The 26,117-nt window shown below is 71.2% G+C and carries 22 protein-coding genes; 9 read left to right on the top strand and 13 right to left on the bottom strand.

The window, feature by feature from the left end:
* Window positions 1–98 precede the first annotated feature (98 nt).
* The 4 genes from AC1ROW_RS01810 to AC1ROW_RS01795 all read right to left on the bottom strand — a co-directional run bounded on the left by AC1ROW_RS01810 (window position 99) and on the right by AC1ROW_RS01795 (window position 3,770).
* Window positions 99–935 carry a PP2C family protein-serine/threonine phosphatase gene (locus AC1ROW_RS01810; RefSeq protein WP_493017155.1) on the bottom strand — a complete coding sequence of 279 codons (837 nt, stop codon included), beginning with the start codon at window positions 933–935 and terminating at the stop codon, window positions 99–101.
* Window positions 932–2,203, bottom strand: a complete 1,272-nt coding sequence (locus AC1ROW_RS01805; protein WP_493017154.1) for an FHA domain-containing protein — start codon at window positions 2,201–2,203, stop codon at window positions 932–934. The genes AC1ROW_RS01810 and AC1ROW_RS01805 overlap by 4 nt, the downstream gene beginning before the upstream one ends.
* 69 nt (window positions 2,204–2,272) lie before the next feature.
* On the bottom strand, window positions 2,273–2,992 hold the full coding sequence (locus AC1ROW_RS01800) for a cache domain-containing protein (RefSeq protein ID WP_493017153.1): 720 nt from the start codon (window positions 2,990–2,992) through the stop codon (window positions 2,273–2,275).
* Window positions 2,985–3,770 carry a FadR/GntR family transcriptional regulator gene (locus AC1ROW_RS01795; RefSeq protein WP_493017152.1) on the bottom strand — a complete coding sequence of 262 codons (786 nt, stop codon included), beginning with the start codon at window positions 3,768–3,770 and terminating at the stop codon, window positions 2,985–2,987. Before AC1ROW_RS01795 ends, AC1ROW_RS01800 begins: the two co-directional genes overlap by 8 nt.
* Window positions 3,771–3,857: 87 nt before the next feature.
* On the opposite strand from AC1ROW_RS01795, the gene AC1ROW_RS01790 reads away from it, so the two are divergent.
* Genes AC1ROW_RS01790 through AC1ROW_RS01780 form a run of 3 tightly spaced genes read left to right on the top strand, consistent with a single transcriptional unit; the run spans window position 3,858 to window position 7,605 of the window.
* Window positions 3,858–5,027 (top strand): CaiB/BaiF CoA transferase family protein, encoded by a 1,170-nt coding sequence (locus tag AC1ROW_RS01790; protein WP_493017151.1) that lies wholly within the window; start codon window positions 3,858–3,860, stop codon window positions 5,025–5,027.
* Window positions 5,024–6,217 (top strand): acyl-CoA dehydrogenase family protein, encoded by a 1,194-nt coding sequence (locus AC1ROW_RS01785; protein WP_493017150.1) that lies wholly within the window; start codon window positions 5,024–5,026, stop codon window positions 6,215–6,217. Before AC1ROW_RS01790 ends, AC1ROW_RS01785 begins: the two co-directional genes overlap by 4 nt.
* Window positions 6,217–7,605, top strand: coding sequence for an aldehyde dehydrogenase family protein (locus tag AC1ROW_RS01780; protein WP_493017149.1), 1,389 nt, complete (start codon window positions 6,217–6,219; stop codon window positions 7,603–7,605). Before AC1ROW_RS01785 ends, AC1ROW_RS01780 begins: the two co-directional genes overlap by 1 nt.
* An 85-nt stretch (window positions 7,606–7,690) precedes the next feature.
* On the opposite strand, the gene AC1ROW_RS01775 is transcribed toward AC1ROW_RS01780, so the two are convergent.
* Window positions 7,691–9,235, bottom strand: coding sequence for an APC family permease (locus tag AC1ROW_RS01775; RefSeq protein WP_493017148.1), 1,545 nt, complete (start codon window positions 9,233–9,235; stop codon window positions 7,691–7,693).
* A 111-nt stretch (window positions 9,236–9,346) separates the two neighbouring features.
* A complete protein-coding gene (locus AC1ROW_RS01770) occupies window positions 9,347–10,804 on the bottom strand; it encodes a gamma-aminobutyraldehyde dehydrogenase (RefSeq protein ID WP_493017147.1) in 1,458 nt (485 codons plus the stop codon).
* 89 nt (window positions 10,805–10,893) lie between these two features.
* Here AC1ROW_RS01770 and AC1ROW_RS01765 point away from each other — a divergent pair, with 89 nt between their 5' ends.
* The 3 genes from AC1ROW_RS01765 (at window position 10,894) to AC1ROW_RS01755 (ending at window position 14,268) form a co-directional block, all read left to right on the top strand.
* Window positions 10,894–11,376: an Lrp/AsnC family transcriptional regulator gene (locus tag AC1ROW_RS01765; protein ID WP_493017146.1), complete on the top strand. Its 483-nt coding sequence runs from the start codon at window positions 10,894–10,896 to the stop codon at window positions 11,374–11,376.
* Between the two features lie 2 nt (window positions 11,377–11,378).
* Window positions 11,379–12,794 (top strand): aspartate aminotransferase family protein, encoded by a 1,416-nt coding sequence (locus tag AC1ROW_RS01760; protein ID WP_493017145.1) that lies wholly within the window; start codon window positions 11,379–11,381, stop codon window positions 12,792–12,794.
* Window positions 12,795–12,879: 85 nt separating this feature from the next.
* Window positions 12,880–14,268: an NAD(P)/FAD-dependent oxidoreductase gene (locus AC1ROW_RS01755; protein WP_493017144.1), complete on the top strand. Its 1,389-nt coding sequence runs from the start codon at window positions 12,880–12,882 to the stop codon at window positions 14,266–14,268.
* A gap of 10 nt (window positions 14,269–14,278) precedes the next feature.
* On the opposite strand, the gene AC1ROW_RS01750 is transcribed toward AC1ROW_RS01755, so the two are convergent.
* Genes AC1ROW_RS01750 through AC1ROW_RS01740 form a run of 3 tightly spaced genes read right to left on the bottom strand, consistent with a single transcriptional unit; the run spans window position 14,279 to window position 16,412 of the window.
* Window positions 14,279–15,058 (bottom strand): AMP nucleosidase, encoded by a 780-nt coding sequence (locus AC1ROW_RS01750; protein ID WP_493017143.1) that lies wholly within the window; start codon window positions 15,056–15,058, stop codon window positions 14,279–14,281.
* Window positions 15,059–15,083: 25 nt separating this feature from the next.
* Entirely contained in the window at window positions 15,084–15,806 is a 723-nt protein-coding gene (locus AC1ROW_RS01745; RefSeq protein ID WP_493017142.1) for a VIT1/CCC1 transporter family protein, read from the bottom strand.
* A gap of 51 nt (window positions 15,807–15,857) precedes the next feature.
* Window positions 15,858–16,412, bottom strand: coding sequence for a DUF2127 domain-containing protein (locus AC1ROW_RS01740; protein ID WP_493017141.1), 555 nt, complete (start codon window positions 16,410–16,412; stop codon window positions 15,858–15,860).
* 99 nt (window positions 16,413–16,511) lie between these two features.
* Here AC1ROW_RS01740 and gdhA point away from each other — a divergent pair, with 99 nt between their 5' ends.
* Entirely contained in the window at window positions 16,512–17,861 is a 1,350-nt protein-coding gene (gdhA, locus tag AC1ROW_RS01735; RefSeq protein WP_493017140.1) for an NADP-specific glutamate dehydrogenase, read from the top strand.
* 37 nt (window positions 17,862–17,898) lie between these two features.
* Here the strand turns inward: gdhA and AC1ROW_RS01730 are convergent, their stop codons facing one another.
* Window positions 17,899–19,641 (bottom strand): DEAD/DEAH box helicase, encoded by a 1,743-nt coding sequence (locus AC1ROW_RS01730; protein ID WP_493018344.1) that lies wholly within the window; start codon window positions 19,639–19,641, stop codon window positions 17,899–17,901.
* A 187-nt stretch (window positions 19,642–19,828) separates the two neighbouring features.
* Here AC1ROW_RS01730 and AC1ROW_RS01725 point away from each other — a divergent pair, with 187 nt between their 5' ends.
* Window positions 19,829–20,623 (top strand): SGNH/GDSL hydrolase family protein, encoded by a 795-nt coding sequence (locus AC1ROW_RS01725; RefSeq protein ID WP_493017139.1) that lies wholly within the window; start codon window positions 19,829–19,831, stop codon window positions 20,621–20,623.
* 23 nt (window positions 20,624–20,646) lie between these two features.
* On the opposite strand, the gene AC1ROW_RS01720 is transcribed toward AC1ROW_RS01725, so the two are convergent.
* From AC1ROW_RS01720 to AC1ROW_RS01710, 3 genes are all read right to left on the bottom strand, one after another.
* Window positions 20,647–22,863: an acyltransferase family protein gene (locus AC1ROW_RS01720; protein ID WP_493017138.1), complete on the bottom strand. Its 2,217-nt coding sequence runs from the start codon at window positions 22,861–22,863 to the stop codon at window positions 20,647–20,649.
* 168 nt (window positions 22,864–23,031) lie between these two features.
* Entirely contained in the window at window positions 23,032–24,291 is a 1,260-nt protein-coding gene (locus tag AC1ROW_RS01715) for a D-alanyl-D-alanine carboxypeptidase family protein (RefSeq protein WP_493017137.1), read from the bottom strand.
* 76 nt (window positions 24,292–24,367) lie between these two features.
* On the bottom strand, window positions 24,368–25,174 hold the full coding sequence (locus AC1ROW_RS01710; RefSeq protein ID WP_493017136.1) for a TrmH family RNA methyltransferase: 807 nt from the start codon (window positions 25,172–25,174) through the stop codon (window positions 24,368–24,370).
* Between the two features lie 81 nt (window positions 25,175–25,255).
* Here AC1ROW_RS01710 and AC1ROW_RS01705 point away from each other — a divergent pair, with 81 nt between their 5' ends.
* Window positions 25,256–26,101, top strand: a complete 846-nt coding sequence (locus tag AC1ROW_RS01705) for a Sir2 family NAD-dependent protein deacetylase (protein WP_493017135.1) — start codon at window positions 25,256–25,258, stop codon at window positions 26,099–26,101.
* Window positions 26,102–26,117: the final 16 nt, after the last annotated feature.

The raw sequence follows: 26,117 nt of genomic DNA, 5'->3' as shown, positions 1-26,117 counted from the left end.
GCGCCTCAGGGGGCTCGGACCCGCACTGGGGGCATCTCGATTACCCCCAACTCGGGGGCCAAATCAGCCCTCGCCGTCCCCCGTGCAGGGGGCGTCCGTCAGTGCCGGCGGGCGGCCCGGCGCGGGAATCCCTCGCGGTGCGATCCGCTCTCCGGGGTGGCCAGCACGTCGACCACGACGACGGTCACATTGTCGCGTCCGCCGTTTCCGAGCGCGGCGTCCATGAGCTGCTGCGCGGCGTCCAGCGGCGACGAACCCTCGCCGAGGTAGTAGCGGATGCCGTGCTCGGTGAGCTCCTTGGTGAGCCCGTCCGAGCAGACCAGCAGGCGGGAGCCGGCGACGATCGGGAACAGGAAGTAGTCGGGCACGGGGTCCTCGTTGAACCCGACCGCGCGCGTGATGACGTTGCTGTGCGGGTGGACCTCCGCCTCCGCCGGGGTGATGGCCCCGGCGTCGAGCAGCTCCTGGACGATCGAGTGGTCCACGGTGAGCTGCTCCAGCGTGCCGTCGCGGAAGCTGTAGACGCGCGAGTCGCCGATGTTGAAGACGAGCCAGTACGGCGACCCGTCCGACAGCGTGAGCGCGATGCCCGTCACGGTCGTGCCTGTGCCGAGGTCCGTCTGGCCGACGCCGCGGCCCATGTCGTCCACCGCGTCGCGCAACGCCTCGGTCAGCGATGCCTCTGTCACGAAGTCGACGCGGACCTTCTCGGCCAGCCGGGTCACCACAGCGGTGCTGGCGAAGTCGCCCGCCGTGTGGCCGCCCATCCCGTCGGCGACCGCGAAGATCGGCGAGCGCGCCAGGAGGCTGTCCTCGTTCACGCTGCGGCGGTAGCCGGTGTCGGACAGCGCCGCCCAGGACAGGCTGATGCGCGCGTCTGCGCCGCCCGGCACGACCACGGTGTGGCGCCGGTTGGTGCGACCGATCTGGGTCACTCGCGTCCTTCTTCTCGACGGTCCGCTTCCGGCAGCGGCCGCGGGGTCCCCGTGGTGCCGCCGGCCGGGACGGCGGTGATCTCGATGATATTACCGTCGCCGATCTCCACAACCGTTCCGGCGAGGACGACGGTCGACTCCCCGGGGCGCAGCCGGTCGGCGACGCCGCTGGGCCGGTGCACGACGGTGCCGTTCGTCGAGCGCAGGTCGGTCACCACCACGGCGTCCCCCGACTGCTCGATGCGCACATGTGTGGAGGACACCTCCTGCTGCGGCGACTGGACGGCGATCAGGCGCGGCGCGACGCCGGACTCCACCCGTGGGAGTGCGGGCCGGCGGCCGATCACGATGGGCACGTCGAGCGCCATGATGTCCCCCGGGACGACCCGGACCTCGAAGCGCTGCTGCGGCGGCGCGACCTCCGTCTCGGCGCTCGGCGGCTCGCTCGTGCCCGCCACCGGCGCCCGGCCGATTCCGGGCGTGTCGCGCAGGTCCGGGCGCTCGGTCGCGACGCCGGGCTCCTCGATGTCGACCGCGCCGGCCAGCTCGTGCGCCGCGCGCACCGGCTGGACGACCGGAGCGGCCTCCGGCGACTCGGCGAGCCCGGCCGTCGCCGGGACGTCCGGCACGTCGGCGTGCGAGAACAGGCTGGAGCTGCGGTTGCGGGCGCGGATGATCGTCTCGTCCACGTCGGACGCCCCAGGCTGCGACTCGCCTGCGCCTGCGTCCTCGGCCGGCACAGGCGTCCGGTCGGCGGTGCGCTCGACGCGCTCGATCGGCACGCTCGACCAGGTCAGCAGCTCACCGTCGACCACGCCGAGGCCGATCGGCAGCGAGCCGCGCGACAGCCGCGCGACCGGCCCGGTGGGGAGGTCGTCCCCGCCGGCCGCGAGCCCGGTGACGTTCCGGAACTCCGCCAGCACCCACGGCTGCACGCCACCGGAACCGAAGCGCCGGGCGCCGCCGACGGAGTAGATGTCGAGGGCGGCGGACCCGCGCACCACGGCTGTGACCACGATCTCGCCCGCGGCGTTCGGCTCGCCCATTTCCGCGACGGCGAACGAGCGGACGCTGTCCGGGCCCGCGAGCGGGAACGCGCCGACGACGGACTCGATCGTGGCGAGGTCGGAGTCGGCCAGCCACCACACCGCGTCCACGATGCTGTCGGCGACCGTGCTCTCGACGCAGGCCACGAAGCGGCGGCCGGCGATGAGAAGCCAGCGCGACGGGCCGGCGGTCGGGGCGTAGCGGGTGAAGCCGGGAGTCACCGGGGTTCCTCCTGGTCGACGATGGGCCGGGGGCGCTCCCCGATGCAGGACGTACTGGTCGTTCCGATGTTAGACCAGGCGGAACGGGGTCCCGGCGCAGCGCACCGCGTCCTCGCCCGCCGCCACCACGTCGCCGACCAGCACCGCCGGGTCGGTCGAGACCATCGCGCGGCCGGCCTCGTTGACCAGCACCACCGGGCGCCCGGCGGCGAGCAGGGCCGGCAGCAGCTCGCGCTCCAACCGCTTGACGTAGATGTCGACGCCGACCACCCCGATCATCCGGCCGTCCCGCTCGACGGGCGAGGTGACGGTCACGATGTAGTCGCACGCGCACAGGTGGTCGACGTACGGGCCGGTGATGTGGGTGCGGTGGGTGGACTGCGGGATGCTGTACCACTCCAGCGAGCGGAAGTCGCGCAGATAGTCGGAGTAAGAGCGGGACGCGAGGTCGAGCCGGCTCGGCTCGGAGGTCGATCCGAACACCGGGTTCTCCTCCAGCGGGCCGAGCCACCAGGAGAAGTGCAGGTCGTCGCCGCCGGTGAACTCGGGCGCGGCGATGAAGCCGGCGCCGACCAGCAGCGGGTCGTCCTCGCGCAGCAGCGGGATGACCAGCGAGCCGACGGTCGCGTCGATGGCGGCCGCGGAGGTGCCCGCGTCTGCGCCCTCCTCGCCCAGGATGGTGTCGCGCCAGCCGGCCAGGGAGTCCTGGATGCGGGCGAACAGCGCGCTCACCCGCTCGGCCGCAGCCGCCAGGCCGGCGCTGGTCTCCGTCGCGATGACGTCAGCCATCGATCGTCCCTCCCGTCTCGATCCGCGCCTTCGCGGACAGCAGCCAGCGTGCGACGCGCGCCAGCAGCGCGCTGACCTCGGCGCGGGCTGCGGCGCCGTCCGCCGCGGCGACCGCGTCCGCGATCGCACGGGCGGAGTACGCCGTCCCCGCGCGCAGGTCGGCGTCGCGCATCCCGAGCCAGAGCAGCGGCCCGAACTCCGCCTGCAACCGGATCTGCTCGCGCACCAGCCGGGTCGACTGGCTGAGCACGGCGAGCTCCAGCAGGAAGCCACCGGCGTTTCGGCGCGCGGCGGCCGGCCCCGTAAAGTCGGCTGCGTCCAGCCATGCCGCCAGCCGGGCGTCATCCGTCGCGGTCGAGCGCTCCGCGGCGCGATCTGCGCACCCGGCCGCGATCGCCGTCACGTAGACCGCCAGGTCGCTCAGCTCCACCTGCGAAAGGCCGCGCAGCCGGGTAGCGAGCAGCGCCTCGTCGCCGTCGCCCGGGTGCATGACGAAGGAGCCGCCGTCCCGCCCGCGCCGGGTCTCGACCAGTCCCGCCTCGCGCAGCATGCCGAGGCCCTCGCGCGCCGTCACAAGCGCGACGCCGAACCGGCGGGCGAGCTCGGCCTCGCTGGGCAGCCGCTCCCCCGGTGTCAGCACGCCCAGGATGATCGCGTCGGCGAGGCGCCGGGCGACCTGTTCGGCGCGGCCGGCGTCGGAGAGCTGCGCGAAGACCGCGTCCCGCGCCCCTGGCGCCGGCCGGGTCGTTCCGGCAGCATCGCGAGTGGAGGTGGTCACGCCTCCCACGATAACCCGATCGAATCATTCGCTATAGGATGAATTACGACGGCCCGCGTTCGCGGCCGTCGGAGCGAAGGAGCGACCATGGCCGACGGCATCCTCTCCGGCCTGCGCGTCGCCGACTTCTCCCGAGTCCTCGCCGGCCCCTACGCCACGATGACGCTGGCCGACTTCGGCGCCGACGTGATCAAGATCGAGAGCCCGGCCGGCGACGACACCCGGTCGTGGCGGCCGCCGGTCGACGACGCGGGCGAGTCCACCTACTTCGGCGCGGTCAACCGCAACAAGCGCTCGGTGGTCTGCGACCTCGGCACCCCGGAGGGCCTCGCCTCCGCGCGCGGATTGGCCGAGACGGCCGACGTGCTGGTGGAGAACTTCCGTCCAGGGGTGATGGAGCGGTTCGGACTGGACGAGGACAGCCTCCGCCCCGCCAACCCGGGCCTGATCTACTGCTCGATCACCGGCTTCGGCCGGGCGGAGGGCGCGGGGCTGCCGGGCTACGACCTGTTGGTCCAGGCGGTCGGCGGCCTGATGAGCATCACGGGAGCGCCCGACGGCGAGCCCAGCAAGGTCGGCGTCGCGCTCGTGGACGTGCTCACCGGTCAGAACGCGCTGGCCGGGATCCTGCTCGCCCTGCGCGAGCGCGACCGCACCGGCCTCGGCTCACGCGTGGACGTCGACCTGCTCGGCTCGCTGCTCGCCGCCCTCACCAACCAGGCGTCGAGCACGCTCGCCACCGGCCGCTCTCCGGGCCGGCTCGGCAACGCGCACCCGAGCATCGCGCCGTACGAGCTGTTCCGGGCGGCCGACCGGGAGCTCGTGGTCGCGGTGGGAAACGACCGGCAGTTCGCCGCGTTCGCCGCCGTGCTCGGTCTCCCGGAGCTCGCGGCCGACAGCCGTTTCGCCACCAACGAGGAGCGCGTACACCACCGCGCCGCCCTCCGAGCCGTGCTGGAGCCCGCTCTCGCCGCCCGCCCCGCCGCCGACTGGGTGGCCGCGTTCGGCGCCGCGCGCGTCCCGGCCGGCCTCGTCAACAGCGTCGGAGAGGCGTTCGCGTTCGCCGAGTCCCTCGGACTCGACCCGGTGACCAGCACAGCCGACCCGTCGACCGGGCGCGTCTCCCGCCAGCCCGCCACGCCCATCCGCCTGAGCACGTCCCCGGCCGTGCACCGCACCCCGGCGCCGCTGCTCGGCGCGCACGAACCCCAGTGGCTGGACGCCGTCCGGCCGTCCAGCGAAAGGACAACCCGATGACCACGCCGGTCTCCGCTTCCGTCTCCTCCGCCGCGTCCGCACTCGACGAGGCGTTCAGCATCGACCACCTGCTCACCGACGACGAGCTGCGCTGGCGCGACGCCGCCCGGCGCTTCGCGGTCGACCGGATCGCGCCGGTGATCGAGCAGGACTTCGAGGACAAGCACTTCCGCCGCGAGTTCGTCGCCGAACTCGGCGCGCTCGGCTTCCTCGGCATGCATCTGAAGGACCCCGGCTGCGCAGGAGCCGGCGCGGTCGCCTACGGGCTGGTCTGCCACGAGCTGGAGGCCGCCGACAGCGGCTGGCGCACCTTCGTGTCGGTGCAGGGCTCGCTCGCCATGAGCGCCATCTCGAAGTTCGGCTCGGACGAGCAGAAGGCGGAGTGGCTGCCGCCGATGGCGCGCGGCGAGCGCATCGGCTGCTTCGCCCTCACCGAGCCGCAGGGCGGCAGCGACCCCGCCGCGATGACGACCACGGCCCGCCGCGACGGCGACGACTGGGTGCTCGACGGCGCCAAGCGCTGGATCGGCCTGGCGGCGCTCGCCGACGTCGCGGTGGTGTGGGCGGCGACGGAGGACGGCGTGCGCGGCTTCGTCGTGCCGACCGCCACGCCCGGCTTCACCGCGACGGCCATCGACGGCAAGCTCTCCATGCGCGCCTCGGTGCAGTGCGACATCGTCCTCGACGCGGTCCGCGTCCCCGCTTCGGCGATGCTGCCGGGCGCGCGCGGCCTGTCCGGACCGTTCTCCTGCCTCAACGAGGCCCGCTACGGGATCGTCTGGGGCGCGATGGGCGCCGCGCGCTCCTGTCTGGAGGTCTCCATCGAGCGCGCGACGACGCGCGAGGTGTTCGGGCGCCCGATCGGCGCGACCCAGCTCATCCAGCAGAAGCTCGCCGACATGCTGGTGGAGTACGAGAAGGGGATGCTGCTCGCCCTGCACCTCGGCCGACTGAAGGAGGCGGGGCGGCTGACGCCGACGCAGATCAGCGTCGGCAAGCTGAACAGCGTGCGTGAGGCGCTCGCCATCGCGCGCGAGGCCCGCACGATCCTCGGCGGAGACGGCATCACGAACGAGTTCCCGGTCATGCGGCACATGGCGAACCTGGAGTCGGTGCGCACCTACGAGGGCACGGACGAGATCCACACGCTCGTGCTCGGGCGCGCGCTGACCGGGCTGGCGGCGTTCTGATGGCCGACGTCACCGCCGCAGCGGAGGCCGCGGCCGCCGCTGCCCTCCTGCCCACCACCCGCGAGGAGCGCGCGGCCTGGCTCGACGCCCTCGCCAACGCACTCGAAGCCGACCGCGCCGGTCTCGTCGCCCTGGCCGCCGAGGAAACCCACCTCGCGCAGACGCGCCTCGACGGCGAGGTCACCCGCACGGTAGCCCAGCTCCGCTTCTTCGCGGGCGTGGCGCGCGAGGGCGGCTACCTGGAGGCGACGCTCGACTCCCCCGACGCGACGCTCATCCCGCCGCGTCCCGACCTGCGCCGGATGCTGCGGCCGCTCGGGCCAGTGGCGGTCTACACGTCGTCGAACTTCCCGTTCGCGTTCTCGGTGCTCGGCAACGACACGGCGTCGGCGCTCGCCGCGGGCTGCCCGGTGATCGTGAAGGCGCACCCCGGCCACCCACGCCTGTCCCGGCGCACGGCGGACCTGGCCCTCTCGGTGCTGCCGTCAGGATGGTTCGCGCTCGTGGAGGCACTGGAGGCCGGGGTCGCGCTCGTGCAGCATCCCGCCGTGCGGGCGGCCGGGTTCACCGGCTCGGAGCGCGGCGGGCGCGCGCTGTTCGACCTCGCGGCCTCCCGGCCCGACCCGATCCCCTTCTACGGGGAGCTGGGCAGCATCAACCCCGTGGTCGTCACCCGCGCGGCCGCGCGTGAGCGGGCGACCGACATCGGCGCGGGGCTCGTCGGCTCCTTCACGCGCGACGCCGGGCAGTACTGCACCAAGCCGGGCCTGGTCTTCGTGCCGTCCGGGGAGGGTGTGAACGACGCCGTCCGCGACGCTCTCGGCTCAGCGACGGCGTCCCGCCAGCTGACAGACGGGATGAGCGCCGCCTACGCGTCGGCGCTCGAGCTGTTCGGTGCGGACGACGCGGTGACCGTGCTCCTCGGCCCGGACGCACCGGGGACTTCGACGCCCGCCGTCGCGCTCGTGGACGCCGCCGCCTTCCTTGCGGCGCCGGGCGCCTTCCTCGACGAGCACTTCGGCCCGGTCACGGTCCTGGTCTCCTACCGCGACGACGAGCTGTCCGCGCTGCTCGCGGCACTGCGTCCGTCCCTCACCGCCACGATCCACCGCGGTGCCGGCGAGGACGTCACCGCCCTCGCCGGCGCGCTCGCCCCGATCGCCGGCCGCCTACTGTTCGACGGCTGGCCGACCGGCGTCGCCATCGGCTGGGCCCAGCACCACGGCGGCTCCTGGCCCGCGACGACGGCGAGCATCCACACCTCGGTCGGCGCCACGGCGATCCGACGCTGGCTGACGCCGATCGCCTACCAGGACGCCCCGCAGGACGTCCTGCCTCCAGAGCTGCGCGACGGCAATCCCCTCGGCATCCCCCGCCGCGAGTCCTGACCCGGAACACCATCTACCTGGCAGGACACGCCGCCTCGGCGAACCGCCGCGCGGCATGTCCTGCCAGGCCGTTTCGGATGGGGGGTCAGTCGGCCGGGGCCGGCTCGGCGGAGGGAGCCGGGGCCGCCGAGGCGGCGCGGCGGGCGCGGAGCAGCTCAGCCACCCGGATCGCGTCACCGGCCGGCGCGTCCGACGCCCGGTCCGGGCGCGCGAGGAACAGGTATAGCAGTCCCGCGCCCGCGACGATCCCGAAGCCGATCAGCACGATCCAGTCGTTGAACCAGTTGCCCGTGCTCGTCGGCCAGGCCAGCAGCACCATCGCGAAGATCCCGTACGCGAGCGCAAGGATGTTGACGACGAGCCCGGCGCGGCCGAGCGAGAACGGTCCGGCCGGCCGCCAGCCCTTCACCCGCTGCCGCAGCGACGCGAGCACCACCGACTGGAACGCGACGTAGATGCCGAGCACGGCGAACGCGGTCACCTGCGTGATCAACCCGTCCGGGCCGAGGTAGACGATCAGGCTGATCAGCACCGGGATGCTGCACGCCACGATCAGCGCGTTCACCGGCACCTTGGTACGCGGCGACACCCGGGACAGCCACCGGTGCGCCGGGATCATCCCGTCGCGCGCGAACGAGAACAGCAGCCGGCTCGCCGCCGCCTGCAGGCTGAGCACGCAGGACAGGAACGCCGTCACGGCGACGACCAGGAAGATCTTCGCGCCGACGTCGCCGAGGGCGGACTGCAGGATCTCGGGGATCGGGTCGACGTCCTTGCCCGCCACGATCTTCGCCAGGTCGGGCGCTGCCAGGATGTAGCCGCCGAAGGCGAACAGCGCGGACACGCCGCCGACCAGGATCGTCATCATCATGGCGAGCGGGATGCGCCGGGCCGGGTTCGCGACCTCCTCGGCCACGTCGCCGCACGCCTCGAAGCCGTAGAAGAGGAACAGTCCCGCCAGCGCCGCCCCGAGGAACGCCATCAGGTACGAGCCGTGGCCCTGCACGCCCATCGTGTCGAAGAACACCGAGAACGGGTGCTTGCGCTGGAAGATCAGCAGGTAGAGCCCCACCGCGATCACGCCGATGAGCTCCGCCGACAGGCCGATCCGGGCGACGGTCGCCAGGGTCTTCGTCCCGGTGAAGTTCAGCCCGAGCGCCACGACCAGCAGCAGCACCGTCAGCCCGAAGGTGACCTCCTTGGTGGCGGGGAGGCCGAACAGGCTGCCCAGGAAGCCGCTGCCGTACGACGCCACCGCGGTGATGGTCACGATCATCGCCCAGATGTAGACCCAGGCCGCCATCCACGCGTAGCGCCGGCCCCACAGCCGCCGCGCCCACGGGTAGATGCCGCCGTGGATCGGGTACTGCGAGACCACCTCCCCGAACACGAGGGAGACGAGGAACTGCCCGGCCCCGACGATGAGGATCCACCAGATGGAGGGCGGTCCCCCTGTCGCCATCGCGACGGCGAACAGCGAGTAGACGCCCACGAGCGGCGAGAGGTAGGTGAAGCCGAGAGCGAAGTTGGCCCACAGGGTCATGGACCGGTTGAAGGAGTCCTCGTACCCGAGGACGGCGAGGTGCTCGCCGTCCTCCAGGTGGGCCGAGGACGAGGGTTCTGCAGACATCGAATGCCTTCCGGATCAATCGCACACGTCGGTGTGTGCCAGGGCAGCGTAACGGAGACGGAGCCCGAATACCTATAGGACAGGATGTTTTACCCCCGACGGAGTGTCGCGCTACTCCCCGATGTACGACATGACGTGCTTGATCCGTGTGTAGTCCTCGAACCCGTACATCGACAGGTCCTTGCCGTAGCCGGAGTGCTTGAACCCGCCGTGCGGCATCTCGGCCACGATCGGGATGTGGGTGTTGATCCACACGCAGCCGAAGTCGAGGCCCTTGGCGAAGCGCATGGCCCGGCCGTGGTCCTTCGTCCACACCGACGACGCGAGCCCGTAGCGCACGCCGTTCGCCCAGCGCAGCGCCTCCGCCTCGTCGGTGAACTTCTGCACGGTCTGGACCGGCCCGAAGATCTCGTTCTGCACCGCGTCGTCGTCCTGCCGCAGCCCCGACACGATCGTCGCCTCCCAGAAGTAGCCGCGGTCGCCCTGCCGGCGTCCGCCGAGCTCGATGTTCGCGTGGTCGGGCAGCCGGTCCACGAAGCCGCTCACCTGCGCGAGCTGGTTCGCGTTGTTGAGCGGGCCGTAGAGGACGCCGTCCTCGCGCGGCGCGCCGGTGCGGGCGTTCTCGCGGGCGTACTGGGCGAGCGCCGCGACGAACTCGTCGTGCACCCCTTCCTGGACGAGCAGTCGGGTGGCGGCGGTGCAGTCCTGGCCGGCGTTGAAGTAGCCGGCCGCGACGATCCCCTCGACGGCCTTCTCGATGTCCGCGTCGTCGAACACGATCACCGGCGCCTTGCCGCCGAGCTCCAGGTGCACGCGCTTGAGGTCGTACGAGGCCGCCCGGGCGACCTCCATGCCCGCGCGCACCGAGCCGGTGATGGAGACCAGCTGCGGGGTCGGGTGATCGATCATCGCCGCGCCGGTGCTGCGGTCGCCGAGCACGACGTTGAGCACGCCGGCCGGCAGGAACTCGCTGGCCACCTCGGCCAGCAGCAGCGTCGACAGCGGCGTCGTGTCGGACGGCTTCAGCACGGTCGTGTTGCCCGCGGCGAGGGCCGGCGCGAACTTCCAGACCGCCATGTTGAGCGGGTAGTTCCAGGGCGTCACCTGGCCGACGACGCCGATCGGCTCGCGGCGGATGAACGAGGTGTGGTCGGGCATGTACTCGGCGGCCGAGCGGCCCTCCAGGTTGCGGGCGGCCCCGGCGAAGAAGCGGATCTGGTCGACGGACAGCAGGATCTCGTCCTCCACCAGCGTGCCGCGCGGCTTGCCGGTGTCCTGCGACTCGGCGTCGGCGAACTCCTCCGCGCGCGCCTCCATCGCGTCGGCGATGCGGAACAGCGCGAGCTGGCGCTCGCCTGGCGTGGTGTTGCCCCAGACCTCGAAGGCAGCCTCCGCGGCCCGGTAGGCGTCGGCGACGTCCTCCGCTGTCGAGACGGGGGCGGTGGCGTAGACGTCCTCGGTCGCCGGGTCTATCAGGGAGATGCTGTCGCTCCCGCGCGCGGCGGTGCGCGCTCCGGCGACGAAGTTGTGCAGTTCGGGTGTGGTTGTTGTGCTCAGCGGTGAACTCATGGCGGGGAGTCTACGGATTTCGTCAGTGAATCGGGCAGGAATGTGCGGATTCGCTTGCTAGACCGCCTCGCCACTGACAGAATCGCTCCATGAGTACCCCTCGGGCAACGAACGGCGCGAAGGCTGCGATCATCGACGACGTCTCCAAGGCGATCATCGAGCAGTTGCAGGTGGACGGCCGGAAGTCCTACGCGGAGATCGGCAAGGCCGTCGGTCTCAGCGAAGCGGCCGTGCGCCAGCGCGTGCAGAAGCTGACCGAGTCGGGTGTGATGCAGATCGTGGCGGTCACCGATCCCATGCAGCTCGGGTTCTACCGCCAGGCGATGATCGGGGTGCGCGTCACCGGCGACACGCTGGTGATCGCGGACAAGCTCGCCGCCATGCCGGCCGTGGACTACGTGGTCCTCACGGCGGGCACGTACGACATCCTCGCGGAGGTCGTGTGCGAGAACGACCTCGACCTCATCACCATGCTCAACTCCGAGATCCGGACCCTCGAGGGAGTGCTCTCCACCGAGACGTTCGTGTACCTCAAACTCCACAAACAGTTCTACAACTGGGGAACGCGATAACCATGACGACAACCGTTGAAACGTTCGGCGAGCCCATCACACCCGATGAGGCAGACCTGCAGGCGAAGGCACGCGACCACCTCTGGATGCACTTTGCACGCCAGTCGGTGATGGAGGAGGGCCACGGCGTCCCCATCATCACCCGCGGCGAGGGTCACCACATCTGGGACGACCACGGCAAGCGCTACATCGACGGCCTCTCCGGGCTGTTCGTCGTGAACGCCGGCCACGGCCGCAAGCGCCTCGCCGAGGTGGCCGCGAAGCAGGCCGAGCAGCTGGCCTTCTTCCCGATCTGGTCCTACGCCCACCCGAACGCGATCGAGCTCGCGGATCGCCTCGCGCACTACGCGCCCGGCGACCTCAACCGCGTCTTCTTCTCCACCGGCGGCGGCGAGGCCGTCGAGACCGCCTTCAAGCTGGCCAAGTACTACTGGAAGCTGCAGGGCCGCCCGACCAAGCACAAGGTCCTCTCCCGCGCGGTCGCCTACCACGGCACCCCGCAGGGCGCCCTGGCCATCACCGGCATCCCGGCCATGAAGGAGATGTTCGAGCCGCTGACCCCGGGCGGGTTCCGCGTCCCGAACACGAACTTCTACCGCGCGGGCGAAATGGGCGCGCCGACCGACGACATCGAAGCTTTCGGCGTCTGGGCCGCGAACCGCATCGAAGAGATGATCCAGTTCGAGGGTCCGGAGACCGTCGCCGCGATCTTCCTGGAGCCGGTGCAGAACTCCGGCGGCTGCTTCCCGCCGCCCCCCGGCTACTTCCAGCGGGTGCGCGAGATCTGCGAAAAGTACGACGTGCTCATGGTCAGCGACGAGGTCATCTGCGCCTTCGGCCGCATCGGCCACATGTTCGCCTGCGACCAGTACGGCTACGTGCCCGACATGATCACCTGCGCCAAGGGCATGACCTCCGGCTACTCCCCCATCGGCGCGACGATCATCAGCGACCGGATCTACGAGCCCTTCAAGCACGGCAACACGTCGTTCTACCACGGCTACACGTTCGGCGGGCACCCGGTGTCCTCCGCCGTGGCGCTGGAGAACCTCGACATCTTCGAGGAGGAGCGCCTCAACGAGCGGGTCCGCGAGAACTCGCCGCTGTTCCGCGCCGAGCTGGAGAAGCTGCTCGACCTCCCGATCGTCGGCGACGTCCGCGGCGACGGCTACTTCTTCGGCATCGAGCTGGTGAAGGACAAGGCGACCAAGGAGACCTTCGACGACGACGAGTCGGAGCGCCTGCTGCGCGGCTTCCTCTCCAAGGCCCTGTTCGACGCCGGCCTGTACTGCCGCGCCGACGACCGTGGCGACCCCGTCGTCCAGCTCGCGCCGCCGCTCACCATCGGCCCGGACGAGTTCGTCGAGATCCGGCAGATCCTGGAGTCGGTGCTCACCGAGGCGAGCAACCACCTGTAGGAGACGCACCACCGGACGAGTCCGCGCATCCCGCCCGGGGGCGCGGGCTCGTTCCGTTTCCGCACGACGACGTGAATGGAGTGACGTGGACTACCGCAGTGTCGGCTTCTGGTTCGATTCGATCGCCGAGGCCGAGGACGGCTTCCGGCCCCGCCCCGCGCTGGCCGAGGACGCCACGGTGGACGTGGCGATCGTCGGCGCGGGCCTGACCGGGCTCTGGACCGCCTACTACCTCCAGGAGCTGGACCCCGGGTTGAAGATCCTGCTGCTGGAGCGCGAGGTGGCCGGGTTCGGCGCGTCCGGCCGCAACGGCGGCTGGTGCTCAGCACTGTTCCCGTGGTCCGCCTCCGCGCTCGCCGCCCGGTACGGCCGGGAGGCCGCGATCGCGCAGCGGCAGGCGATGGTCGACACGGTGGAGGAGGTCGGCCGTGTCGCCTCCGCCGAAGACATCGACTGCGACTACGTCCGCGGCGGCACGGTGACGTTCGCCCGCGACCGCGTGCAGCTCGCCGCCGCGCGAGCCGAGTTCGCCGAGTCGGAGGAGTTCGGCGTCGACCGGGTCTCGCTCGCCGGCACCGAGACGGTCCAGGCGCGATACGGGGTGCCGGACGCCGTCGCCGCGACCATCACCCCCGCGTGCGCGCGCGTCCACCCCGCCAAGCTCGTGCGCGGCCTCGCCCGCGCCGTCGAACGCCGCGGGGCCACCATCGCGGAGGGGACGGAGGTCGTCGGCTGGACCGACGGCGTCGTGCGCGTCCGCGTCGACGGCGCCGAGCGCACCGTCAGCGCCGGAACCGTGGTGAACGCGACCGAGGGCTACGGCTCGCAGCTCCCCCAGGTCGGCCGCCGCGTCCTCCCGCTGTACTCGCTGATGATCGCGACCGAGCCGCTGTCCGACGCGGTCTGGGAGCGCATCGGCATCGAGCACGGCCAGACCTTCGCCGACTTCCGGCACCTCATCGTCTACGGCCAGCGCACGGCGGACAACCGGATCGCCTTCGGCGGCCGCGGCGCGCGCTACCACCTGGGCAGCGCGATCCATACCTCGTACGACCGCTCACCGCGCGTGCGCGACCACCTGGTCCGGACGCTCGGCGAGCTCTTCCCTGCGGCCGCAGGCGCGCGGATCACGCACCACTGGGGCGGCCCTCTGGGGGTGCCGCGCGACTGGCACGCCGCCGTCGGCATCGACCGGGACGCGCGCGAGGCCTGGGCCGGCGGCTACGTCGGCGACGGCCTCAGCACGACCAACCTGGCCGGGCGCACGCTCGCCGACCTGGTCACGGACCGGCGCACCGGGCTCACCGCCCTCCCGTGGGTCGGTCACCGCTCGCCGCGCTGGGAGCCGGAGCCGCTGCGGTTCCTCGGGGCGAACGCGGGGCTCGTGGCGATGGAGGGTGCGGACCTGGAAGAGCGCGCCACCGGACGGCGATCCGTCATCGCGCGCGCCATGGCTCCCCTCACCGGTCACTGACGCCGCAGCGTCAGCCGTCCTCGAACCGCAGGTGCCGCACGCTGCGTCCGTTCCGCCGCACCAGCCGCAGCGACTCCACCCCGATCCGGATATGCCGCTCCACGAACTGCGCCGTCACGCTGCGGTCGCTCTCCGCCGTCTTGACGCCCTCCGGGACCATCGGCTGGTCCGACACCAGCAGCAGCGCCCCGCTCGGGATGTGGTTGGCGAACCCGGCCGCGAACACCGTCGCGGTCTCCATGTCCACCGCCATGCACCGCGTCTGCCGCAGGTAGGTCTTGAACGTGTCGTCGTGCTCCCACACCCGCCGGTTCGTCGTGTAGACCGTGCCCGTCCAATAGTCGTGGCCGAAGTCGCGGATCGTCGTGGAGACACCGCGCTGGAGCTGGAACGCCGGCAGCGCAGGCACCTCCGGCGGCAGGTAGTCGTTCGACGTGCCCTCGCCGCGGATCGCAGCGATCGGCAACACCAGGTCGCCGAGCTGGTTCTTCTTCTTGACGCCGCCGCACTTGCCGAGGAAGAGCGCCGCCTTCGGGCTCACCGCGCTCAGCAGGTCCATGATCGTCGCCGCGTTCGGGCTGCCCATGCCGAAGTTGATCATCGTGATGCCGTCGGCGGTCGCGTTCGGCATCGAGCGGTCGGTGCCGCGGACCTCCCCGCCGTACCACTCCGCGAACCGGTAGACGTAGTCGCCGAAGTTGGTCAGCAGGATGTGGTCGCCGAACTCCTCCAGCGGCGTCCCGGTGTAGCGGGGCAGCCAGTCCCTGACGATCTCCTGCTTCTCCTTCATGGGATACCCCTCCCGCGGCGGCGGGTCAGCCGATCCGGGTGCCGAACAGCGCGCCGATCGCGAACGTCGCCGCCAGCGCCAGCGCGCCGCCGATGACCACACGGATCATCGCCTTGCCGCGCGACGCGCCGCCGATCCACGCCGCGACGTAGCCGGTGGCCGCCAGCGCGATCAGCACGACCACGAAGGTCAGCGGGATGCGGATCGCGGCGGGCGTCAGGATGGTCAGCAGCGGCAGGATGCCGCCGATGGTGAACGAGACCGCCGAGGCGATCGCGGCGTGCCACGGGCTCACCACGTCGTCCATGTCGATCCCCAGCTCGGCGGAGAGGTGCGCCCGAAGGGCGTCGTGCTCGGTCAGCTCGAGCGCCACCTGGCGGGCCGTCTCCGGCTTCAAGCCCTGCGACTCGTAGAGCCCGGCGAGCTCGGCGAGCTCCTCGTCCGGCATCTCGGCCAGCTCCTTGCGCTCCTTGGCGATGAGGGCGTGCTCGCTGTCACGCTGACTGCTCACCGAGACGTACTCGCCGAGGGCCATCGAGACGGCGCCTCCGACGAGGGCGGCGAGTCCGGCGGTCAGGATGGCCGGAACGGAGGGCGTGGCCCCCGCGACACCGACGACGACGGCCGCGACGGACACGATGCCGTCGTTGGCGCCGAGCACGCCGGCGCGCAGCCAGTTGAGTCGTTGCGAGAGCCCCTCGCGGTGCGGCTCGTCGGGGTGCTTTCCGTTCACAGTCTCCGCGGTCATAGCGCCAGCCTAGGAACCTCGCGGTCCCTTTTCCAGCAAGCGCAGCCGAACCTAACTCGTGGCGGGCTCCGCGCTCTCGGAAGCCTCCGCGCGCCTCGCCTTCAGCCACCGGCGCTGCACGCGGTATTCGTGCACGGTCAGCACCACGATCAGCACATCGAACACGGTCAACGCGAACAGCCCCCAGGAGAAGTGCCTGGCGAGTTCCCACCCCTGCCAGCCGATGAACACGGCGAGGAAGCCGATCATCCACGGGTACGCCCAGAGCTGCTGCTTCAGCACCGCCCAGACGAGCACGACCTTCACGACACCGTGCAGCAGCAGGTAGACCGCGCCGAACAGCGTCTCCGATCCGGTGAGGGTGTGGCCGAAGTGGACGATCCACTGGGACACCGGGTCGTTCGGATCCTCGCCGAGCTCGTGCTGCGTGAGGAAGGTCACGACCGCGTTCATCCGTTCCGGGGTCAGCAAGAGCAGCAGGACACCGCCGATCAGTTCCAGGACGCCGTCCGCGCCCTTCAGGACGAGCGTCACCCGGAACAGGCCGCGCAGGAACCGTTCCCTGCGGTCGATGGTGCCGTGCTCGGCGTCGCGCTCCGTGGTCATTCCCCCATCGAACCACCGGCCGGGAGCGCACCGGTGGCGAAGGTCACGAGTTCCATGAGAGTAGACTCAGAAATCTTACGTTTCGAGAAAGGCCTCCGTGTGACTCCCGTGCTCTCCTCGCTCCTGGACGACGTCCTCCGCCGCAACGCCGGCGAGCCGGAATTCCATCAGGCGGCACGCGAAGTGCTCGGCTCGCTGGGCCCGGTCATCGAGGCCAACCCCCACTACGCCAGGGCGGCGGTGCTGGAGCGGATGACCGAGCCGGAGCGCCAGCTCATCTTCCGCGTGCCGTGGACGGACGACGAGGGGAACATCCGGGTCAACCGGGGCTTCCGGGTGGAGTTCAACTCGGCCCTCGGCCCGTACAAGGGTGGCCTGCGCTTCCACCCGAGCGTCACGCTCGGCACGGTGAAGTTCCTCGGCTTCGAGCAGATCTTCAAGAACGCGCTCACCGGCCTCCCGATCGGCGGCGGCAAGGGCGGCAGCGACTTCGACCCGAAGGGCCGCTCCGACGCCGAGGTGATGCGGTTCTGCCAGTCCTTCATGACGGAGCTGTACCGGCACGTCGGCGAGTACACCGACGTGCCGGCGGGCGACATCGGCGTCGGCGGCCGAGAGATCGGCTACCTGTTCGGCCAGTACAAGCGCATCACCAACCGCTACGAGTCCGGGGTGCTGACCGGCAAGGGCGTCGGCTGGGGCGGCTCGCTGCTCCGCACGGAGGCGACCGGTTTCGGCGCCGTCGTTTTCGCGGAGCGGATGCTGGCGACCCGCGGACGCTCGTTCGACGGCGCCCGGGTGCTCGTCTCCGGCTCCGGCAATGTCGCGGTGTACGCCATCCAGAAGGTGCACCAGCTCGGTGGCACCGTCGTCGCGTGCTCGGACTCCTCCGGGGTCGTGTACGACCGCGATGGCATCGACGTCGAGCTGCTCCGGGAGCTCAAGGAGGTGGAGCGGGCGCGCCTGTCCGAGTACGCGGCCCGCCGCCCGTCGGCGGAGTACCGGGCGAACGGCGACATCTGGGCGCTGGCGGCCGAGACCCCGATCGACGTCGCGATCCCGTGCGCCACGCAGAACGAGCTGGACGCCTCCGCCGCCTCGACGCTCGCCGGCAACGGAGTGGCCGCCGTGGTCGAGGGCGCGAACATGCCGTGCACGCCCGACGCCGTCCACGTGCTCCGCGCGGCGGAGGTCCTGTTCGCTCCCGGCAAGGCGGCGAACGCGGGCGGAGTGGCGACCTCCGCGCTGGAGATGCAGCAGAACGCGTCGCGGGACGCCTGGACGTTCGAGTACGCCGAGAAGCGCCTCGACGAGATCATGACGAGCATCCACGACAGCTGCGCGGAGACCGCCGAGCAGTACGGTGCGCCGGGCGACTACGTGCTGGGCGCGAACGTCGCGGGGTTCGTCCGGGTCGCGGACGCGATGCTGGCGCTCGGGGTCATCTGATCTTCGGAGGCGTCGAGCGGGTCGGGCGCGGGAAGCACTAGCGCCCGATCCGCTTCCGCAGCCACTCGATTCGCGCCTGCAGCTGCGAGACGCTCGCCTGCGCCACGGCAGGGCCCCCGCACACCCGGCGCAGCTCGGCGTGGATGAGCCCGTGCGGCTCCCCCGAGTTCTTGGAGTAGAGGCCGACCAGGCTGTTGAGCAGCTGCCGCTGCTCCTTGAGGGTGCGGTGCAGCGGCGCGGGCGGGTGCCCTTCGGCGGCGGCGGGCCGGGCCGAGTGCCGCCGCGCCTGCCGCTGCTGGCGCTGCATCAGCAGGTCGTGCACCTGATCGGGCTCCAGGATGCCCGGCAGCCCGATGAAGTCGAGCTCCTCGTCCGTGCCGGGTACCGCGAAGCCGCCGAACTCGCGCCCGTCGTAGACCACGCGGTCGAAGTTCGCCTCCGACCCGAGTGCCTCGAACGCGAACTGCTCGGTCAGCGCCTCCGACGCGCGCGCCTCCTTGTTGGCGTCCGCGACCAGGGCGTCCTCCGGGTTCCAGAGGTCGCCTTCGCCGCCCTCGGCGGAGGGCCGGTCGAGGGCGTGGTCGCGCTCCAGCTCCAGCGCGTTCGCGAGCGCCATCAGGGTGGGGACGTTGGGCAGGAACACCGACGCCGTCTCGCCGCGCCGCCGCGCGCGCACGAAGCGCCCGATCGCCTGCGCGAAGAACAGCGGGGTGGAGGCGCTGGTCGCGTACACGCCGACCGCCAGCCGCGGCACGTCCACGCCCTCCGACACCATCCGGACCGCGACCATCCACCGGGAGTCGCCGGCGGAGAAGTCGGCGATCCGGTCGCTGGCCTCCTTCTCGTCGGAGAGCACGACGGTCACCGGCTCCCCGCTGATCTGCTGCAGGAGGTCGGCGTAGGCGCGGGCCGCGTAGTGGTCGGTCGCGATCACCAGGCCGCCGGCGTCCGGGATGGAGTTGCGCACCTCGGTGAGCCGGCGGTCGGCCGCGCTCAGCACGGCCGGGATCCACTCGCCGCGCGGGTCGAGCGCGGTGCGCCAGGCCTGCGAAGTGATGTCCTTGGTGTTGCCCTCGCCGAGCCGCGCCTCCATCTCGTCGCCGGTCTTCGTGCGCCAGCGCATGTGCCCGGCGTAGACCATGAAGATCACCGGGCGGACGACGCCGTCGCTGAGCGCCCGGCCGTACCCGTAGTTGTAGTCGGTGACCGAGGTCCGGATTCCCTGCCGGTCGGGCAGGTAGGAGACGAACGGGATCGGCGCGGTGTCGGAGCGGAACGGCGTCCCGGTCAGTGACAGCCGCCGGGTGGCGCGCTCGAACGCGTCCCGGATCCCGTCGCCCCAGGACAGCGCGTCGCCGCCGTGGTGCACCTCGTCGAGGATGACGAGCGTGCGGTACGACTCGGTGATGTCCTTGTGCAGGCTCGGCCGCATCGCGACCTGCGCGTAGGTGACCGCCGCACCCTTGTAGTGCCGCGCGTAGCGCCCGTCGGCGTTCCGGAAGTCGGGGTCGAGGTGCAGGCCGACCCGCGCGGCAGCTTCGGCCCACTGCCGCTTGAGGTGCTCGGTCGGGGCGACGACCGTCACCCGCTCCACGACGCGCCGCGACAGCAGCTCGGTAGCGAGGCGCAGCGCGAACGTGGTCTTTCCCGCGCCGGGCGTCGCGGCGGCGAGGAAGTCGCGCGGTTCATTGACGAAGTAGGCGTCGAGCGCCTCCGCCTGCCAGGCGCGGAGCTTGCCGGCGGTGCCCCAGGCGGCCCGTTCCGGGAACGACGGCGACAGGTGCTCGGCGGCGAAGCTGCCCGCGCGGGCGCCGACCGGGTGCTCCGGTTCCGCGGGTTCTGCGGGTACGCCAGCGCTCGTCCCGGGCTCATCGGGCAAGGGTGCTGCTGTCGTCTCCACTTGAATCGAATCTACCGGAGCCGCCTGACAATCGTGGGCGGGCGTCCTCGCGATGCAGAATGGTGGGATGGTCGAAGCTCAGCATCCGTGGTCCCGCTACGTCGCGCTCGGCGACTCGTTCACCGAGGGAATCGGCGACCCGGAGCCGCGCAGCCCCGGCGGCCACCGCGGCTGGGCCGATCGCGTGGCGGAGGTGCTGAGCAGCAAGACGGACGACTTCGCCTACGCGAACCTCGCGGTCCGCGGCAAGCTGATCAAGCAGATCCTGGACGAGCAGGTGGAGCCGGCTGTCGCCCTCCGCCCCGACCTCATCACGATCTCGGCCGGCGGCAACGACGTCATCCGCCCCGGCACCGACCCCGACGCGATCGCGGCCCTCCTGGACGAGGCGGTCGGCCGCCTGAGCGCGGACGGCGCCACCGTCGTGGTGTTCACCGGGGTGGATGTCGGCTTCTCCCCCGTCTTCCGCGGCATCCGCGGCAAGGTGGCGATCTACAACGAGAACGTCCGGGCGGTCGCGGCGAAGTACGACGCGATCGTGGCGGACCAGTGGTCGCTCACGGAGATCCAGGATGTGCGGATGTGGGCGCCCGACCGCCTCCACCTGGCGCCGCTGGGCCACCACACCGTCGCCCGCATGGTCCTCGCCGCGCTGAACGTCGAGAACGACCTCCAGCCGCTGGAGCCGGAGCCGCTGCCGGCGCGCACCTGGCGGCAGGCCCGCGCGGAAGACCTGTCGTGGGCGCGGGAGTACCTCGTTCCGTGGGTGCTGCGGCGCATCCGGCACCAGTCGTCGGGGGATCATGTGCTGCCGAAGCGGCCTCAGGCGAGGCCGTTCGTGATCGAGGTGCGGAGGGACTGACGGGCGGAGGCGCGCCCGACCTTTCACGACGCGGGCGGCGGTTCCGCTGCTTCGCCCATGAGAGAGATCTGCTGCCGAGCGAGGAGCTCCACGAACGCCGCAGCGATGTGCCGCGAGTACTCCTCGGTGAGATGGATGTCATCGAACTTGATCGGCATGCCGGCGGCGAATGCGGGGCACCGCGACGACACGCAGAAGAGGGGCCGACTGTCGATCCACGCTCCGTGGAACTCCCCCGCGAGCGCCGACTCGGCGGACCCCATCGACTTCCATCGTGAAGGGACGGTCGACACGCATGCGTCCGGCCCCGTTCGAGGCGAGTAGCACTCGCGGACATCCTTCTGAACCGGTGGGGGCGCCACGAGCAGAATCTTGCCCGCATTCGGTGCGATCCGCTCGAGGAATGGGCGCAATCCGTCCGCGTACTCCTGCGGGGTGAAGGTCTTGCCGTCGCTGGTCTTCCTGAGCGGGATGTACGTGTTGGAGACGAGCACGATGCCCGGCTTCATCCCAGCGATGGTTTCGATCGCCTGTTCTTTGCGACCGGGACACGCCTTGTTGAAGGACTCGGCGCCGTTGGTCGTCTCGAATTCGACGAAGGGGCACCCGTACATGCCCAGCGAGCTGACCATGAGCTGTCCGTTCGAGCCGTCCGCAAGCGCTCGGAGCATCGGAACATAACTGGCCGACGTGGAATCGCCCACGATCGCGAGAGAGTGCGGCGCGTCCGCGGCGCCCCACGTACATGCCTCCAAGCCGGGAAAAGTCTGATTAGCGCACGCATTCGTCGCTACATCTCGCTTATAGCCTGCGATCACGCTATCCATGCTCGGGTTGAGCGCCGGCCAGGTCTGCTCCTTCAATGCGGTCGTGATCGCTGACGCCAATGAGTCGAGCTCACTGCCGTCGGCTCCCTGTTCGAGCGCGTTTCCTGGCGAAGGCGTCGACGTCCTCTCAGCGGCGTCTTCCGGGTTTCTTGCCTCCTGATCCACGGTGAACGCCAGAATCAGAACCGCCGCCGTCGCCGTCGCCGCGACTCCAAGCGCCACGGCCTTCGACTTGGAGGCGTGAGTTCTGATTCGCCTGTTCTTCCGCGGCTCCAGCCACCGCGACTTCCGCACCGTCTCCTCCACGTACCGGTACGTCACCTCCGACAGCCCGAACGCGACCACGATCGACACGACCGCCGGGATCGCCGTCTTGTCCCCCGGCAGCCCGCGGAACGCCTCCGTGATGAGGATGAGCGCCGGGAAGTGCCACAAGTACAGCGAGTACGAGATGTCCCCGACGTGCGTGAGGACCGGATTGGCGAGCGGGTTCAGCCAGGTCCGGCGCGGCTGCCACGGGAACGCGATGAACACCGCCGTGCTGACGACCGCGACGAGCGCCCACGGCGCGGGGAAGCCCGCTCCCGACGGCGTGATGACCGAAGCGGCGATCATCCCGGCCAGCGCCGACAGCATGATCGCCGGCCGCCACCCCGCAGGCAGGCGGTCGAACAGCGGCATGCAGAGCGCCACCGTCGAACCCACCGACAGCTCCCACAGGCGGGCCGGCGTGATGAAGTACGCGGTCGCGCTGTCGGCCTGCGTCAGCTGGAGCGCCACCAAGAAGAGGCCCGCCGTGATCACCAGGCACAGCGACGCGGCCAGGATCCGCGGGCGGTGCCGCCCCGCCGCGAGCAGCGCCAGCACCAGGACCGCGACCGGCCAGATCAGGTAGTACTGCTCCTCCAGGCTGAGCGACCAGTAGTGCTGCAGCGGCGACGTCTGGGCGCCCTGGGCGAAGTAGTCCGTCGACTCGGCCGCGAACCGCCAGTTGGACACGAAGAACAGCGCCGCGACGCCGTCCCACACCGTCGAGAGGAAGCGGCCGGGGCCGAACAGCGCGAAGGCCCCCGCGATCGTCACCGCGATCACGGTCGCGGAGGCTGGGATCAGGCGTCGGATGCGGCGGCGGTAGAACGCCAGGAACCGGATCGTGCCCGAGCGCTCGTACTCCCGGTACAGCAGCGAGGTCATCAGGAAGCCGGAGATGACGAAGAAGATGTCGACGCCGACGAAGCCGCCGGCCGGCCACTCGAAGGCGTGGTTGAGCACGACCAGGCCGACGGCGAGGGCGCGCAGCCCCTGCAGGTCGAGCCGTTTGACAGTAGGCGGGTTCGCCGGACGGCTCGTCGCGGGGGCGGAGCGGCGGCCACGGGCTTCGGCGCGCGTGAAGGGCTGGGTGTCGGACGTCATGTGATGTGGGGCCTCAGCGGGTGTGGGGGGGTGAACCTCATCACGCTAAGGGGACCGACGACGCGCCGCCTCCGGGGTCCCGCCGGAAGCCGCCCGCGCGCACGGGATCGCGGGTCCGCACCTCACCCGGCACCTCACCCGAGCGGCCGTGCAGGGTCAAGCCGGGGCTTAGACCCCAAGACCCCCCGGATGCGCCAGCCGCCACCCGAACCCCGGGTCCGGCACATCCTTCGCGAGCGCCAGGTCCACCGTCTTCGCGTCCCCGTTGACCGTGAACGTCACGTGTCCCACGATGTCGCCCTTGAATCCCGACTGGAGTCGCTGCGTGGTCAGGTCCACCGTGATCGGCGTGTCCGACCAGACGATGAAGCTCTCCCCCGTCGTCGCCACCACGTTGGAGGCCGCGCCCCACTTGGTCGTGTACGACCCGAAGACCTGCCCGGCCGTCGCCGCCGTCACCTCGTGGAAGCCCGCCTGCATGCTCGTCAGCAGTCCGCTCACGCCCGCCCACAGGGTGTCGTGGTCGGCCGCGCCCAGCACCACGCCGAGCACCCGCACCTTCTCTTTGCCCACCGTCACCTCGGCCGAGAACAGCAGGCAGAAGCCCGCCTCGTCGGTGTTGCCGGTCTTGATGCCGTCCACGCCGTCCACGCCGAGCAGGGAGTTGGTGTTGTCCTGCGGGCCGGCGCCCGGGAGCGTCGCCGTCTTCTGCGAGACGATCGCGGAGAGCGTCGGGGACGCCAGCACGAGCTTGCCGATGCCGATCAGGTCCTTCGTGGTGCTGACGTTGCCCGGGTCGAGACCGTCCGGGGTCACCACCTTGGTGCCGGTGAAGCCCTTCGCCGCGAGCCAGCTGTTCGCCGCCTTGAGGTAGGCGGAGGTGGAGCCGTACGCCCAGTTCACCAGCGAGATGGCGTAGTTGTTGGCCGACGGGAGCAGCATGGCGGTCAGCGCCTGCTTCTCCGTCATCGACGTGCCCGCCCTCACCGGAGCCCAGGAACCGCCGGCCGCGATGACCTGGTTCCAGATGTCGACGTCCTTCTGCGTGAACGAGATGGTCGGCCCCTCGGCGGTGCCGTCCAGCGGCTTGGCCTGAAGGACGACGAGCGCGGTGATCGTCTTGGTCATGCTCGCGATCGGCACGCTGGCGCTGCTGCCGTGGAACTCGGTCGCGCCCGGATAGTCGGGCGCGGTGATCGCGGCCGAGCCATAGCCCGGCCAGTTCAGCTGCGCCGCGGGCTGCGTGAGCGACGTCTCGTGCTGCGTGACGGCGGCGGTCGCCGGGATGGGGGTGATGACCGACCCGAACACGTACAGCAGCGCGATCAGCAGCACACCCCCGACCCCGAAGACGACGATCCGCCGGCGGCGGTACACCTGCTTGCGGTTCACACTGCGCGGCGGATCGGCGAGGACTTGCTGAGGCACCTTCGGATTCTAGGGGGACGGAGTGAGGCATCCGCTGAGAACGCGCCACGGGCGAGCACGAACGCCGCGGCCACCCTCACCCCGCCCGCATCGCCCACAGCACCACCGCGCTCGCCGACGCCACATTCAGTGAGTCCACCCCGTGCAGCATCGGGATGGTCACCACCGTGTCCGCCGCCGCCAGCGCCCGCCGGCTGAGGCCGTCGCCTTCCGCCCCGAACACCAGCGCCGCGCGCTCCGGCGCCCGGGCGGCGTACTCGTCCAGCCCGACCGCGTCGTCCGCCAGCGCGAGCGCCGCGATCTCGAAGCCCGCCTCGTGCAGGAGCGGCGCCGCCTCGTCCCACTCCGGGAGGCGCGTCCAGGGCACCTGGAGCACGGTGCCCATGCTCACACGCACGCTGCGCCGGTACAGCGGGTCCGCGCAGCGCGGACTGACCAGCACCGCGTCCGCGCCGAGGCCCGCGACACTGCGGAAGATCGCCCCGACATTGGTGTGGTCGACGATGTCCTCCAGCACGACCACCCGGCGCGCACCGGCGAGCAGTACCCGCGGGTCCGGCAGCTCCGGCCGGTGCATCGCCGCGAGCGCCCCGCGGTGGAGGTGGTAGCCGGTGAGCTGTTCCAGCAGCGCCGACTCCCCCACGAACACCGGCACGTCCGGGTACGCGTCCAGCAGCGGCGCCACGTCGTCCAGCCACTGCTCCTGCAGCAGCACCGAACGCGGGCGGTGGCCCGCCGCGAGCGCACGCGTGATGACCTTGGTGGACTCCGCGATGTAGAGGCCGCCCTCCGGCTCGGTCACACGCCGCAGCGCGACGTCCGTCAGGCGGGAGTAGTCGGCGAGGCCGTCGGCGGTCAGGTCGGTCACACGATGGATCTGCACCCGTCCAGATTGCCAGTCGCCCGAAACAAACTCGAAAAGCGGCCGGTTTAGACTTCCGGAAGGACCGACCGGGAGGTGCCTGTGACCACGCTGACGACCGAGCTCTCACCCGAGCTCTCGCGCGGCATCGACGAGGTCGAAGGCCTGCTCGCCGGGCGCACTTTCGCGGTACTGACCGGCGCTGGCGTGTCGACGGACTCCGGAATCCCCGATTACCGCGGCGAGGGGGCGCCGAAGCGCACCCCGATGACCTTCCAGCAGTTCCTCTCCGACGACCGGTACCGCAAGCGGTACTGGGCCGGCAGCCACGTCGGCTACCGCCGCTTCGCCGCGGCCCACCCGAACGACGGCCACCGCGCCCTCGCGGCCCTGGAGATCGCGGGCGCGGCGAACGGCGTCATCACGCAGAACGTGGACGGCCTCCACAAGCAGGCGGGCAGCCGCCGCGTGGTCGACCTGCACGGCTCGATGGACCGCGTCGTCTGCCTGGTCTGCGGGCAGATCTTCGCGCGCGAGGCCATCACCGCGAGCATCGACGCGGCGAACCCGTGGCTGGAGACCGAGGGCGCCGTCGAGATCGCCCCGGACGGCGACGCGATCGTCACCGACGTCGACTCCTTCGTCATCCCCGACTGCACGGTCTGCGGCGGGCACCTGAAGCCCGACGTGGTGTTCTTCGGCGAGTTCATCCCCGCCGAGAAGTACCGGGAGGCCAGCTCTCTGGTGCGCGCCGCCGACGCGCTCGTCATCGCGGGTTCGTCGCTCGTGGTCAACTCCGGCATCCGGCTCCTGGAGGAGGCGCGCCGCAAGCGCCTCCCGATCGTCATCGTCAACCGCGGCGAGACCAAAGGCGACGCGCGGGCCACCGTTAAGCTGGACGGCGGGACCACGGAGACGCTGGTCGAGCTGGCGCGCCGGCTCGCCTGACCCGCCGCGCGTCCTC

It is taken from the genome of Leifsonia sp. GW821-FHT13C09 (assembly GCF_058806435.1).
Note: the sequence above shows the minus strand (reverse complement) of the source record. Positions and strands in the feature narration are given on the sequence as shown.

Bases quoted from the DNA above. Each gene is read 5' to 3' on its own strand.
- AC1ROW_RS01745 (WP_493017142.1), bottom strand. From the start codon at position 15,806: ATGACCGCGGAGACTGTGAACGGAAAGCACCCCGACGAGCCGCACCGC.
- AC1ROW_RS01785 (WP_493017150.1), top strand. From the start codon at position 5,024: ATGACCACGCCGGTCTCCGCTTCCGTCTCCTCCGCCGCGTCCGCACTC.
- AC1ROW_RS01720 (WP_493017138.1), bottom strand. From the start codon at position 22,863: ATGACGTCCGACACCCAGCCCTTCACGCGCGCCGAAGCCCGTGGCCGC.
- AC1ROW_RS01765 (WP_493017146.1), top strand. From the start codon at position 10,894: ATGAGTACCCCTCGGGCAACGAACGGCGCGAAGGCTGCGATCATCGAC.
- AC1ROW_RS01725 (WP_493017139.1), top strand. From the start codon at position 19,829: ATGGTCGAAGCTCAGCATCCGTGGTCCCGCTACGTCGCGCTCGGCGAC.
- AC1ROW_RS01800 (WP_493017153.1), bottom strand. From the start codon at position 2,992: ATGGCTGACGTCATCGCGACGGAGACCAGCGCCGGCCTGGCGGCTGCG.
- AC1ROW_RS01790 (WP_493017151.1), top strand. From the start codon at position 3,858: ATGGCCGACGGCATCCTCTCCGGCCTGCGCGTCGCCGACTTCTCCCGA.
- AC1ROW_RS01770 (WP_493017147.1), bottom strand. From the start codon at position 10,804: ATGAGTTCACCGCTGAGCACAACAACCACACCCGAACTGCACAACTTC.
- AC1ROW_RS01775 (WP_493017148.1), bottom strand. From the start codon at position 9,235: ATGTCTGCAGAACCCTCGTCCTCGGCCCACCTGGAGGACGGCGAGCAC.
- AC1ROW_RS01750 (WP_493017143.1), bottom strand. From the start codon at position 15,058: ATGAAGGAGAAGCAGGAGATCGTCAGGGACTGGCTGCCCCGCTACACC.
- AC1ROW_RS01780 (WP_493017149.1), top strand. From the start codon at position 6,217: ATGGCCGACGTCACCGCCGCAGCGGAGGCCGCGGCCGCCGCTGCCCTC.
- AC1ROW_RS01760 (WP_493017145.1), top strand. From the start codon at position 11,379: ATGACGACAACCGTTGAAACGTTCGGCGAGCCCATCACACCCGATGAG.
- AC1ROW_RS01740 (WP_493017141.1), bottom strand. From the start codon at position 16,412: ATGACCACGGAGCGCGACGCCGAGCACGGCACCATCGACCGCAGGGAA.